Source organism: uncultured Kriegella sp., from assembly GCF_963975415.1.
GTDB lineage: Bacteria > Bacteroidota > Bacteroidia > Flavobacteriales > Flavobacteriaceae > Kriegella.
Genome location: NZ_CAXBGN010000017.1, coordinates 65,376 through 79,216 on the forward strand (window position 1 = coordinate 65,376; position 13,841 = coordinate 79,216).

Consider the following 13,841-nt stretch of genomic DNA (forward strand, 5'->3'; position numbering starts at 1 on the left):
GACGAATTTATAAAAGGTGTTTTTTATGAATTTAGGTCGATAGGGGTTATTTTATTGGACGAATTTTAATATTCCGCCATTGCATTGTGAATTGGCGTTCACCTTTAATTCCATGAATTTGTAATGCGATAAAGCCTTTAGGGTGGGTTTTGTATACATCATCGTTTACTAAATCTTCGATCAAGTGACCATTTACAAAAGTTTGAATTCTTGGGCCATTGGCAACAATCCTAATTTTGTTCCATCCTTCAGAAATAAAATAATCATGTCCGTTTTCTACTTTTTCTTTCGAAGAAAGCCAACCGGTTCCCAATGCTTCACCATAAAGCAACCCCGTTGTAATAGATTTTTCACCCATCTTTCTACGTATTTCCAGTTGGGGCCCCCAAACCCTTCCTGCTCTCCAAGCGTCTTGATCCTTTTCGGTAACTGGTCGAACGGAGGAACGAAATTGAATGCCTTGGTTTGTAATGTCATCAACGGTAACTTCACATTCCAATTCAAAATTTTCAAACTCTTGAAGAGAGCATAAAAAGGAATTTGGACTTTTTTCCGTAGTTCTTCCGATAATCGCACCATCCTCGACTGCATAGGTGTGAGAACCGTTCATATGTACCCATCCATCCAACGTTTCACCATTAAAAAGAGAAATCCATCCATCGGAGTCCGTCTTACTATTCTTTAAAGTTTCAGCGGTATTGTCATTATCCTCCGGTAAAGCAAATACCATTACATAATCCCCAGAAGCGGTATTGTTCTTACCGCCACCTCCAGCTACTATGGCTACATACTGACGTCCATTCTGCATATAAACGCTAGGTGTAGCGTATCCACCCACAGGTAAATCGTACTCCCATAAAATATTGCCACGACTTTTTTCAAAGGCCCTGAATTTTTCGTCTGCCGTAGCAGCGATAAAAACAACGCCCCCTGCTGTTGATACGGCCCCGCCATAGTTTAAGGTTCCCGTATTGCGAATATTTTGTGCTACCAATTCTGGATATTCCCCTAAAGGCTTTTTCCATACATAATCACCTGTACCCATATCAATGGCACTTAATGTTCCCCAAGGCGGACTAGTGGCAGGATACCCATTTTGGTCTAAAAAAAGATTATATCCCGTATGTGTGTACGTTGTCTTAGTTTCCAAAACATCTTTTTTATTATTGGAAATGGTATCATTGCTCATAATAAAATCGCTAATGGCATTAAGATCTCTAGGGCTAAATTGTGAAAAAGCCGGCATTATGTTTTTGCCGTTTGTAATGATTGTTGCAATCTCTTCTTTTGTTTTGTCCAAATGAATTACCGAGGGATATGTTGGAGGTACCCCGGAGCGGTTTAGACCATGACAAGAGGCACAGTTTTTAATATATATTTGGTTGCCCAACTGCAAATTTGTTAAGTTGGAACCATCCGTAGTTTCGTACATTTTTTTTAGCTTGGATATACTAGCTACATTGTTGGAATTAACATAAAGAATATTGGTGTAGGGGTCATAAGACCCGCCTTGCCACTCGACGCCTCCTAACACACTCGGGCTTGTTATTGTTCCCCTTTCCGAAGGTGGGGTATATAAACTTGCTGACATAAAGTTGTTGAACTTTTTTCTGGCATATTCATGGGACTCTGGAGAAATAGTAGTTAAATCGGCTGCTGTGATACCTTGGCGACTTAAGGGAAGTGGTTTGGTCGGGATGGGTTGTGTAGGCCATGCTTCTTCACCCTCAACCTGTGATTTTGGAACAGGGGTTTCCAAGCTCGGAAAAAGCGGCTCTCCCGTTTCTCTATCCAGCACAAATACCAGTCCCATTTTTGTTAGTTGAACTGCCGCATCCTTTTTCTCTTCGCCCTTGTTAATTGTTATCAAAATCGGAGCTGAAGGATTATCGTAGTCCCAGATATCATGATGAACAGTTTGATAATGCCAAATTCGCTCACCGGTTTTTGCATTGAGGGCCAAAACACAATTACCAAATAGGTTTTTACCTTTCCTATTTCCCCCATAAAAATCATAAGCTGGCGAACCTGTAGCCAAAAATACCCAACCGCGTTTTTCGTCAACCGTAAAACCGCTCCACGTATTGGCCCCACCATACGTTTCCCCTTCCTTAAATTGCCAGGTATCAAAGCCAAAATCACCTTCTTTGGGAATCGTACGGAAAACCCATTTAAAATCTCCTGTTACGGCATCATAAGCTCTAATATTACCGGGGGTTGAATCATAACCCTCGGGAACCCGGGAACCTACAATTAAAAAGTTTTCATAAACAATACCGGGCGAAGTTACTTCAATGGATGCTTTATCAATATCAATCTCTAAATTTTCCCGTAAATCAATATGTCCGTTTGTACCAAATGAGGCAATGAGTTTTCCTGTTTTCGCCTCTAAAGCATACACCCTATTTTTGACAAAAAGAAAAATACGTTGGTCGTTACCATCTTTAGAACTCCAATAGGTAACCCCTCTTGTTCTACCCTTAAAAACAGTTTGATTTTCATTAAATTTTGAAGAATTGAAAACCCAGACTTCTTTTCCCGTTGCGGCGTCTAAAGCTACAGCATTTAAACTAGGGGTAGAAATATATAGTAGTCCATCAACAATTATAGGATTAACCTGAATGGATGAGTTTTTGGAGGCATCACCTGTTCGGTATTGCCACGCCAACTCTAACCGATGTACATTCGCAGCATGGATTTGTGCCAATTCTGAATATTGATTACCCTTTTTATCGCCCCTGTAAATTGACCAATCGGTGTAATTATCAAGCGGGTCTGTATCTCTTTCAATAGTTGAATCTATTTTTGTTTCTTCTCCGCCGCATGACAAAAAGGAAAGGGAAATAGCAGCGAACAGAATTAAATAGGTGTTGAAAGTTTTTGTAGCAATAGAATATTTTACTTTACACATCATACTTTATAAAAGTTTAGTCTAAAATAGGAGGTCTTAAAACGGTACTTTCAGAGGTTGGGAAATCGGGTTCCACATAATTATCGACCACATTTCCACTTAACCATTGTAAGGCTCTCACCACGGATTGTTGAAATGCAGCACAGCGTATATTTGGGGGCCATTCTTGGTCTTTCCACAAATGGCCACAGGTAGAACAATAAACCCTGCCTTTTCCAAATTTAACCGTCCATTCCATAGGGAAGTTTAACTCCGTTTTTGGGTCCTTGGCATACGATAATACTTCCAGGTTTTCGGTAGTACCTCTTCCATATCGGTAAATCTCTACATCGGCAGCTTTCCAAGATTTTGGCATACCAGTATGAATGGGATGACCGACTATTCGGGTTACCAGGGCATCTGTACGTTCACCATGCCCGGTGTTCTCACCATCTCCTTTTGGAATAATCTCCAGCTCTTCTTTGTCATTAATGGTTACGGCTACGCCAAAATCCTTATTTCGCCATCCTAAAGCCAACATTTTATTATATGCAGGCCACCCTTTAAAGGCATTGGTCGCCCCATGATACATGTAAACCCCACCGCCTTCTGTCACATATTGTTCAAAAGCTTGCTTTACATGATCGGGCCATTGCAAACTATCTTCTTTAAAAATATTATTGCACGTCTGTATAACAACGGGATAAGAATTAAAATCAGGATTCCAATTTTCCCACTCCGATTCATTTTCTTTTTGATTGGGGCAGGTGCTTACCGATACTTTAAACTTTCCGGTAGACTCCAATATTTTTTGTAAATATTCAGTGTTCAATTCCCAATTGTGATTGCTGAAACCATCAATAATCAATACGGGTATTTTTTTAGGTTTAACAATATCACTAACTTTTTCAATCTTAATATCGTCATATAAAATTCCACCACCTACTTTATGGGCTGTTGAAAACAAGGAGAGCGTGATCTCTCCATCTGAGGGTGCAGTAAAATCGTGCGTTATCCTTTCCCAACGTGGTGCTTTTGCCAATTTGTCCCTGTTCAAGCTTAACACCAAGGCATTGTCAATAAAGATTTCACCAGTAAGCGGATCCTGCTGATCCCAATATTGATGACGGGAATATAATGCTGATAAACGATAGTTAATCCCTGGTGATAAGTCGGTAATGGTTTGTGCTATGCCACCAGGCCCATGACCCCCCAAATCGATTACCCATTTCCCACTTGGTGAACCAAAACGGTCAATGGCAATAAGATCGATATTCTCTTGCATAATTAACCAACCCGGGAGTTGCTCCCCATATAAATGAGGATTTCCACTTTCGCTGACCACCTCCATTTCAAAACCACCATTTACTAAATAATTGTTAACTGGCGGTTTCCTAGGCGATCCCTCTTCTATTCTAAGGTTGTCAATTACCAACCCCATATCGCCTTTAGTGGTAGAAACAAATTCTATAGTGGCGGTTCCATTAACGGTTGATTTAAAACCGAACCCTATACCTCCAATATAATTAGGTGCTGGCGATAGGTTTCGGAGTGTTTTAATCGTTTCCCCATTAATAATAACATCGGCAGTGGCCAATAGCGTTTGATCGGTGTGCTGTCTTCCTTTTTGGTCCGCATATTCAAACTTCAAAGTATAATCGGTAGATTTTTTAAGCCCTTTTATATTCTGCGTAATATGCCCGGGTTGGTCTCCATTTAAGTCTAGAACTTGGTTTCCTTCAACCGCAGAAAATACGTTACTCGCAATCAATTCGACATTACCCTTGCCAATGGCCCAGCCTTTGAGCTTTTTTACGATCTGTCTCTCACCAGTTATTGGATCTTTTTCAAAAGAGGGGTTTTTTATTTGGGCCTTAACAATGATTACATTATAAAATAAAATTGAAACTGCAATAACAAATTTCTTATAGAAGTAATATTTCATAATCTTTGCTTTTTATTATTCTCCTTTGGCAACGCGAAAGTATTGAATATGAACAGCCCGTATTTGCACCAAGGTGATTGAAGCGCCAAGACCATATTCTCTCGTATGAGCTCTTGTTTTAATCCTTCCTTTTCAGCATGCCGATTTCAATATTCATAGTTCCTTGGTGGTTGAAAGAAAAAACCTCGAACAATATTTGAAAATTATGGAATTTACTTTAAAAATGCTCTTTCTATTATAGCTTTTCTGGCTGAATATCATTCATTTACTTCTGGCGTATACCTCTAGAGTAATTTTACCGTTATGCGAATTCGTGTAAGCAAAGTACGATTCAACAGCAGAATCATTAGCTAGAAGAGTTTCTAAAATGAAATTTCCGAGCGGGCTGTTAGGTCTGCTGTCTTCTATATGTGCAAAAGTGCATTTTTTGGCATTTCCGGTTTCCGCTATGGTAACCATCCATTTTAAAACCTTCTTTTTTAGATATGAATGCAAAAAAGATAGCTATCAAAGCAAATTAAACATACACCAAGAACTTTTAAATTGTTGAATAACAATGCTATTTCAGCTTAAAAGCAAGAATCATGACATATATCATGTTTAACAATAGGTTCATTCATGAATTTTGCAATACGCTCAGCAGATGTGTCTATAGTTGTTCCACAAATCCTGATAATGAGTTCAGCGAAAATTGTAAACAAAAACTAATCAATCATGTGGTATGTTAAAAATGCGCTGACGCGCAAGAATTTAATGGCACTAACAGGCCTTTTTCTTTCGTTTTTCCTCATCATCCATTTATTCGGTAACCTTCAGCTTCTGTTACCGGGGGAAACCGCTAGAGTACAGTATAATTGGTATAGTCACTTACTGGCCGACAATATCATAGTAAAGGTGATAGCCCTTGTTCTTTATCTATGCATCTTATTACATACCATAGATGCCATATACCTAACGCTAAAAAGCAAAAAGGCCAACGGGTCGGGCTATGCCAAGGATAAAAGGGGAAGGGCCAGTAAATGGTATTCCCGCAACATGATGTTTTTAGGGAGTATTGTTTTTCTCTTTTTGATCATTCACTTCAAAGACTTTTGGTACCAATTTAAATTTGGGGAGCTTGCTTTGGATGAACATGGGAACAAAGATTTGTATACACTCGTTATTGAGGCATTTGATCAATTATGGTATGTCATGCTATATGTCGTCGCCATTATCGCTCTAGGGTACCATCTGATGCACGGGGTATTTAGTGCATATAGAACTTTGGGCCTCTACCATCCTATATACTCCAAAATAGTGAAATTTTCAGGAATGGCGTATGCTCTTATTATGACTGTGGGCTATATCATCATACCAATCTATATTTATCTAAACCATTAAGGCAATGGAAAATTATTTAAATGCAAAAATTCCGGAAGGGCCGCTTAGTGAAAAGTGGAACAATTATAAAAAGAAAGCCAAACTGGTAAGTCCTAATAACCGAAAAAAACTAGAAATTATCGTTGTGGGAACCGGTTTGGCAGGAGCTTCAGCAGCTGCCTCACTTGCCGAGATGGGCTATAACGTAAAGAGTTTTTGTTTTCAAGATTCCCCTAGAAGAGCGCATTCTGTGGCGGCACAGGGAGGGGTAAATGCGGCAAAGAATTATAAAAATGATGGGGATAGTGTGTATCGAATGTTTTACGACACGTTAAAGGGAGGAGATTTTCGGTCTCGGGAAGCGAATACCTATCGCCTTGCCGAATGCTCGGCCAATTTGATAGATCAGGCAACTGCGCAGGGTGTCCCATTTGCCAGGGAATACGGCGGCTACCTTAGAAATCGTTCTTTTGGCGGTGTGCAGGTGTCTCGAACCTTTTACGCGCGGGGCCAGACAGGGCAACAATTATTATTAGGTTCCTATCAAGCTTTAATGCGACAAGTCAATACAGGCAAGGTCAGCTTATATGCACGACACGAAATGCTGGATCTTGTGCTCATTGATGGTAAGGCCAAAGGGATTATTGCCAGAAATTTAGACACTGGAATAATTGAGCGCCATGGAGCTCACGCCGTTGTACTGGCTACCGGAGGTTTTGGAAAAATCTATTACCTCTCAACCTTGGCAATGGGCTGCAATGCCTCTGCCATTTGGCGGGCCCATAAAAAAGGGGCATTTATGGCCAACCCCAGCTGGACACAAATTCACCCTACCTGTTTACCACAAAGCGGAGAATATCAGTCTAAACTTACCTTGATGTCAGAGTCATTACGGAATGATGGTAGAATTTGGGTGCCGAAGGATAAAAACGATGCTCGAAAAGCCAATGACATTCCAGAAAACGAACGGGATTATTATTTAGAACGTAAATATCCGGCTTTTGGAAACCTTGCACCGCGGGATATTGCATCTCGGTCGGCCAAAGAACAAATAGACGAAGGTAAAGGCGTTGGTGCGTTAAAAAATGCGGTTTACCTAGATTTTTCAAGGGCGTTAGAAGAGTATGGAAAAGATATTATTGTAGAACGCTATGGTAACCTGTTCAATATGTACAAAAAAATTACCGGTATAGATGCTTACTTAGAGCCGATGAAAATTTCCCCCGCTGCCCATTTTTCAATGGGAGGGCTTTGGGTAGATTATGAGCTAATGACCACTATTCCAGGACTTTTCGCTATTGGAGAGGCCAATTTTTCGGATCATGGCGCTAATAGATTGGGCGCTAACTCCTTACTACAGGCATGTGTTGATGGCTATTTTGTTTTGCCCTATACCCTTCAGAATTTTCTTGCGGATGAAATCAGCAGTCCAAAAACAGCTATTGATCATCCCGAGTTTGACAAGGCCGAACAAGCCGTTAAAAAACAGTTGGAAGGTTTTTTAGCCACCAAGGGAAGCAAAACTGCCTCAGAATTTCACAAAGAACTGGGAAGTGAACTTTACGACAAATGTGGTCTTTCCCGTTCTAAAGAAGGCCTTGAAAAGGCCATTGAAATCATTCGAAAATTGCGAAAAGAGTTTAAGAAAGATCTAATGGTGCCTGGGGATGCTTCAGAAGTGAACAGCGAGTTGGAGAAGGCGGGTAGGGTAGCAGATTATCTGGAAGTTGCAGAACTGATGTGTATTGATGCCCTGCAAAGGGAAGAATCTTGTGGCGCGCATTTCAGAATTGAATATCAAACCGATGAAGGCGAAGCCAAACGGAACGATGATCAATTTTGCTATTCTTCGGCATGGGAATGGAACAAGGGGCCCTCGACCCCGGTATTGAATAAGGAAACCTTAATATTCGAAACAGTAACACCTTCCGTGAGGAGTTATAAATAAAAGATTATGAAAATACGTTTAAAAGTATGGCGGCAAAAGAGCAACCAGAGCAAAGGGGGATTTAAAGAATACGTCTTGAATGATGTACATCAAGAAATGTCTTTTTTGGAGCTGTTGGACATTTTGAATTTGAAATTGGCCAAAAAAGGAGAACGTCCCATAGAATTCGACCATGATTGCAGGGAAGGTATATGCGGTCAATGCGGGATGATGATAAATGGCATAGCCCATGGTCCGTTAAAAAATACCACTACCTGTCAGCTTCATATGCGCTCGTTTAGCGATGGGGATACGATATACGTAGAACCTTTTAAGGCAACCGCTTTTCCCATAGTAAGAGACCTGAAAATCAATCGCTCCTCGTTAGACCACATTATCACCGCGGGAGGGTATGTGTCGGTAGATACCGGCCAGGCACCTGAGGCCAACAGTATTCCTATAGCTCACGAAATTGCAGAAGCTGCCTTTGATTCCGCTGCATGTATCGGTTGCGGAGCCTGTGTGGCAACTTGTAAAAATTCGAGTGCCGCATTATTTACAAGTGCCAAGATTACTCAATTGGAGTTTTTGCCACAGGGTCAAACAGAGACTAAAAAAAGGGTGGTGGCCATGGTCAAGCAAATGGAAGAGGAGGGTTTCGGACATTGTACCAATACCGAAGCTTGTCAAGTGGAATGCCCTGAGAATATTTCGGTACTCAACATCGCCCGGATGAATTATGAGTATAACAAAGCGAAAATTCTAAACAATAAATAAACTGTTAGGTAAAATGGCCCGTTCGGGAATAATCAAACCATCATCGAAACGAATTGTCGCATAGGTGTAACCCGGCTTCAGTAAATGTCTGTTAAAAAGGTTGTTTTATATGCCTAATATTTAAAAACTGTACCCTATTTTATCGCTACCCATGCAGAGCTAAGACCGGTATATTTTCGTAGTACCCCAATTTGCCTAAGGTGGTCGGTTTCCCAAATCCCAGTTTTTTCCAAAAAGATGGTTTCTTGGCGATATAGCTAATGATATTGCTATGCTTGGTTTCAACGAAGCTGTTTAATTTGCCTAACGATTTTCCATTATGCAGTATTTTGCCGTTATCATCAATATCCTTTAAGAATTTTTGCAATCGCAGTTTGTTCTTTTTTTGTAGGGATGTCAAATAGCCGTCATTAGCCAAGCTCAGTACTTGTATTTTCGCATTGATCATTTTTGCAATTTCAGCTAAGTATTTGATCTCGCCGACATTAAAATCGCTACCATAATTAGTGGCGAGAACAATTTCTTCAGGTCTGTTGAAGGTCACTTTTCTTGGGACTATCAAAACAGGACATTTTCTAACGTTTTCGATAACGGCCAGAGTGTTCTTGCCATATTTACCTTGTCGTTCATTCGTCATGCCCTTGGCACCCATAATTATCATGTCGATTCGCATATTTTCGACAACCTCCTTAACAGCATCTAAAAATACATTGGATCTTGATAGTGTATGAAAACGATGATTTGCGTTATTGTTTTCAAAAGTCAACCGCACCATGGTATCACCCAAACCCTGCATTGAACGCTTCTCCATAAGTTTATTGAATGACTCGTCGGGATCTAAAAGCGTATAGTTATTAAGGCCATGCGTATCTTTTGTGTAGGTATTCAGAATATAAAAATCGCAATTCTGATTTTCATAGAGCTTTATCGCATATTGAATTGCATTCCATGAGTTTTTCGAAAAGTCGGTAGTCAATAAAAGCCTTTTTGTCATAATTTTTGTTCTTAAATGTTTGCCGATAGATAGCTTAGAGCATTAAACCTTTTTTACCTGTACGTCTAAAGTTATGGCTGGTTTAGATAATAGTGTTTATCAAAGTTTTGGATACCCTTTTTTAGCTTCCAATATTTTTTTACATATTCGCTACCTTTTATCTTTGTCAAGATTAGGATTGTTATATTATTTAGCTTTCCGTGCCCGTAGTACGCCAATATCTGTTGGCTTGTTCTCTTGTTTTTAATCGATTTTTATGTTGAATGCCATCTAAACGTTGACATCACTCGCAATTTTGACTGACTACCTTTGGGGAAAGTAGTGACACTTCATCATTCTTGGCGGCATCACTTTTGAAGGTATAGCTTTGTACTTTATATGGCAAATGGCGTGCCTATAATGTGAATGGGCAAATGATTTGTTTTTAAGTAATTGATAATCAGTTGTTAATTTGTTTTTTATTGAAGGAGATAATATTCTTCAATGGGGAGGAATTCCCCGATCGGGGAATTCTCGACCAGTAGATTTTTTTATTACGTCGTAGACGACTTCATGTCGATTTGTTCAATACTGCAACCATTTTGCTCACTCCTAGCTTTATCGATGCATAAGGGGCTTCCTGAATTTAAACAGAACTTGATCAATCACAGCTTGGTTTGAAAAACTGTTGAATTAAAGCAGGATTGGGGCTTACAATATTCTGAATTTTAAGAAACGTAAATGAGGCTTTTGGGTATGATAGTGTTGCCGATACCGCTTAAAAAGTTAACAGGAATACCAATTTTATAGCTTTTGATGATGCCTAAACTGCAAAATACGGAACAACTACCTTCATCAAGCTGACTTAAGTATTGATTTAGTTTCTTTGGAGGATTGCCGCCCTCATAATTTGAAAAGTAACACTGATCATTCAAAGTTTTAATATTGTGGGCTCCCCTAGTAGGGATTATATTATTTATTAATGGTATTGATTGTAGCTTGATTTTGAACTCCATAATTTTGAGAAATGGAGTTTGTGAATATTCCTTTACTTATAAAACACCGTGGTCGAGCCTCCCTGAAGATAAATTAACAGGTTCTTTTGTATCTCAATGATTTTTTCTTTGCGTAGAAGCTGTATCACATTTCAAATGCAATCAGTGCTACTAATGCATATCACCAGTATATGTAAAAAAAAATATCATTTTTCACCAAAGGATTTTTGAACTACCCTTGAACTTTTTGAAAAAGTTGGTTTTTTATCTTGGCATACTTTAGAAGAATCTTGGGGTTATTACATTTCTGTAACGTGTGAAGAGCTCAAATCTTAAAAATAGTTCAAAAGATCCATCGTTAAAAGCCGTGTTTCCGAGTGCCGTTGTTTCACGGTCATAGGCTAATCCCAACATTAATTTTTCGTTAATCTGGAAGCCGAAAAGAGCACTCAGGGCTGCATCCCATCTGTAGGCCAGTCCAAGTGAGAATTTATCTTTTAACAAAATACTTGTTGACAGGTCAACTTGTAAAGGAGCTCCTTTTACAGCTTTGAAGAGTATTGCAGGTTTTAATTTGAAGTCAGGATTGATATCAAATACATAACCAGAAATCAGATACCAATTCATTCTTTCTTTTGCTAAATATGAAGAACTATTTCCGGAGCCCTCGAAATGTTCCGTTTTCAAAAAGTTAGGAATAGATAGTCCGGCATAAAATTTATCGGTACGATAGTATATTCCAGCACCAAAGTTGGGCGAGAACTTTTTATCGATGCTTGCTTCACTAACGGGCGCAGAAGATGGATTGTAGTTTCGTAATTGATTAAAGTCTATATTCAATAGGTGGCCACCGGCTTTTACACCAAAGGACAATTTTCCAGTTTCTGAGGTGGGAACCGTGTATGAGAAGGCCATATCGAAATACGTATCTTGATTTGTACCGTTTCCGATTTCATCGTTCACTATAGAAAGACCGAGCCCGACCCTTTTTGAAACGGGAGTATGAAGGTTCAGTGTCTGTGTAGTCGGCGCACCGTCGAGCCCCACCCACTGCGATCGGTGCAGGGCCGCTATGCTGAGTACACCTCTCGATCCCGCATATGCCGAATTTACAGCCAGAGTGTTGTACATGTATTGTGTATATTGGGCATCTTGCTGAGCCTTAAGCACCCCAGTAAATGACAATGCCAATAATAGAAATATGATATTCTTCATTTTATTCGTATTGGTAATGGTTATTTTATTATCGGTTAATATAGAGGTATCCAGATCTTGTTTTTGACTGTCCATTGTTCCTATAATTGATGATGTAGAAGTAGACACCAACAGGCAGCTCTTCATTTACTTTAAGGGTAGCCCTGCCGTTCGATATTCCGCGAAAAGCATTTTCATTGTTGTCGTATGCCTTGGTTTCGAACACCTTGACCCCCCATCTGTTGTAGACTTCTACTGTGTTATCGGGAAATTGGTCGATGAACCGAATCCTGAAAGCTCCATTATTCACACCGGGACTTACAAGGTCGCTCTCTATTTCGATATCGCATGCGAGGCCATCGGGCGGAGTTCCTCCTATGGAATCACAACCATCCAAGGGATTGGTCTTATCAGAGACTTCTTGACCGTCTAGAATACCATCGCCATCGGAATCAGGATCGTTGGGGTCGGTACCAATAGTTTCTTCTTCGGAATTGGATAGGCCATCACTGTCACAATCACTGGTTGGCAAAGGAATTCCTCCGTTTGAATCACAATCATCTAATGGATTGGTGTTGTCAATTACTTCCTGGCCGTCGTCGATACCATCACCATCCGTGTCGGGGTTGTTCGGATCGGAACCAAGACTTGCCTCTTCCGCATTATTGAGTCCGTCAGAATCACAATCACTGGTAGTTAATGGAGTTCCACCTATGGAATCACAATCATCGTCAGGATCTGTACCATCGAGAACTTCTTGGTCATCTAAGACACCATCGCCATCGGAATCACATGTTACGGTGACAGGAGGTGTTCCTCCAATAGAATCACAGGGGTTTAATGGATTTGTACCATCTACTGTTGCTTCCTGACCATCTGAAACTCCATCACCATCGGTGTCAGGATTGTTGGGGTCGGTGCCTAACGAAGTCTCTTCATCTGTTGTCAGTCCATCATTGTCGCAATCACTATTTCCAAGCGGAGTGCCTCCATTGGAATCACAGTCGTTTAATGGATCCGTATTATCGACATTTACTTCTTGACCGTCATTGATGCCATCACCGTCTGAGTCGGGATTGGTAGGGTCAGTGCCTAAAGTAGTTTCATCGCTTTCGGTTAATCCGTCACCATCGGTGTCAAGAGATATTGTAACTGTGCCGGTTCCTGAATTCCCAGAAGAATCTGTAACATTAATTTGAATTACATCTTCATCATTGAGTACAGGGAAAGTACCACTATCGGGGACGGTTGCACCTGTATCTAAACTCCAATCACCATTCGTGTCTGTTATTACGCTGTATGTGGTATCAATTATATTGTCACTATTGGTATCTAACTCAATGATTAGATTTTCATTTACATCCCCTTTACCAGTTAAGACAGGAGTAGTATCTATTGTACTGAAGCTATCTGCAATAGGCGACGTATTATCAAGTACTATTGTTTCTAGATCATTAGCTACATTTCCCGCTACATCGGCTACATCAGCGCTTACCGAAATTGGACCGTTTGTAAGTCCAGAAATATCAATATCGATCGCTGTCCATGAACCATCAAAAACCGTAGTTGTTGAGGTAACCGTATTTACACCATCTGAGAGGGTTATCGTTACAATTTGATTGTCTTCAACATCTGAGGTCATACCAGAGATTTCAACATCATTATCTTCTTCATCATTGACGATGTTATTTAGTTCAATAGGTGTAATTATAGCAATCTCAATGGTCGCGTCATGAACGATATCCCGTGTGGCCTGTGTCGCGGGGTTTCCGGCCAGGTCG

Annotated in this window: 8 protein-coding genes; 3 read left to right on the forward strand and 5 right to left on the reverse strand. The window is 40.2% G+C overall.

The features are described 5' to 3' along the window. Positions 1–46 precede the first annotated feature (46 nt). Positions 47–2,914, reverse strand: a complete 2,868-nt coding sequence (locus AACZ88_RS22890) for a family 16 glycoside hydrolase (RefSeq protein WP_339715802.1) — start codon at positions 2,912–2,914, stop codon at positions 47–49. 13 nt (positions 2,915–2,927) lie between these two features. Next, positions 2,928–4,835 carry a ThuA domain-containing protein gene (locus AACZ88_RS22895; RefSeq protein WP_339715805.1) on the reverse strand — a complete coding sequence of 636 codons (1,908 nt, stop codon included), beginning with the start codon at positions 4,833–4,835 and terminating at the stop codon, positions 2,928–2,930. Between the two features lie 714 nt (positions 4,836–5,549). Here AACZ88_RS22895 and AACZ88_RS22900 point away from each other — a divergent pair. The 3 genes from AACZ88_RS22900 to AACZ88_RS22910 are packed head-to-tail and all read left to right on the forward strand — an operon-like array spanning position 5,550 to position 8,898. Next, positions 5,550–6,215 (forward strand): succinate dehydrogenase cytochrome b subunit, encoded by a 666-nt coding sequence (locus tag AACZ88_RS22900; protein ID WP_339715808.1) that lies wholly within the window; start codon positions 5,550–5,552, stop codon positions 6,213–6,215. Positions 6,216–6,219: 4 nt separating this feature from the next. After that, positions 6,220–8,142, forward strand: coding sequence for a fumarate reductase/succinate dehydrogenase flavoprotein subunit (locus AACZ88_RS22905; protein WP_339715811.1), 1,923 nt, complete (start codon positions 6,220–6,222; stop codon positions 8,140–8,142). Between the two features lie 6 nt (positions 8,143–8,148). After that, positions 8,149–8,898 (forward strand): succinate dehydrogenase/fumarate reductase iron-sulfur subunit, encoded by a 750-nt coding sequence (locus tag AACZ88_RS22910; protein ID WP_339715814.1) that lies wholly within the window; start codon positions 8,149–8,151, stop codon positions 8,896–8,898. A 145-nt stretch (positions 8,899–9,043) separates the two neighbouring features. Here the strand turns inward: AACZ88_RS22910 and AACZ88_RS22915 are convergent, their stop codons facing one another. The 3 genes from AACZ88_RS22915 to AACZ88_RS22925 all read right to left on the reverse strand — a co-directional run. Next, entirely contained in the window at positions 9,044–9,892 is an 849-nt protein-coding gene (locus AACZ88_RS22915; RefSeq protein WP_339715817.1) for a universal stress protein, read from the reverse strand. A 1,253-nt stretch (positions 9,893–11,145) separates the two neighbouring features. Next, on the reverse strand, positions 11,146–12,081 hold the full coding sequence (locus tag AACZ88_RS22920; protein WP_339715825.1) for a type IX secretion system membrane protein PorP/SprF: 936 nt from the start codon (positions 12,079–12,081) through the stop codon (positions 11,146–11,148). Between the two features lie 28 nt (positions 12,082–12,109). Next, positions 12,110–13,841, reverse strand: a 1,732-nt coding sequence (locus AACZ88_RS22925) for a gliding motility-associated C-terminal domain-containing protein (protein WP_339715820.1), incomplete at its 5' end; no start/stop codon positions are given.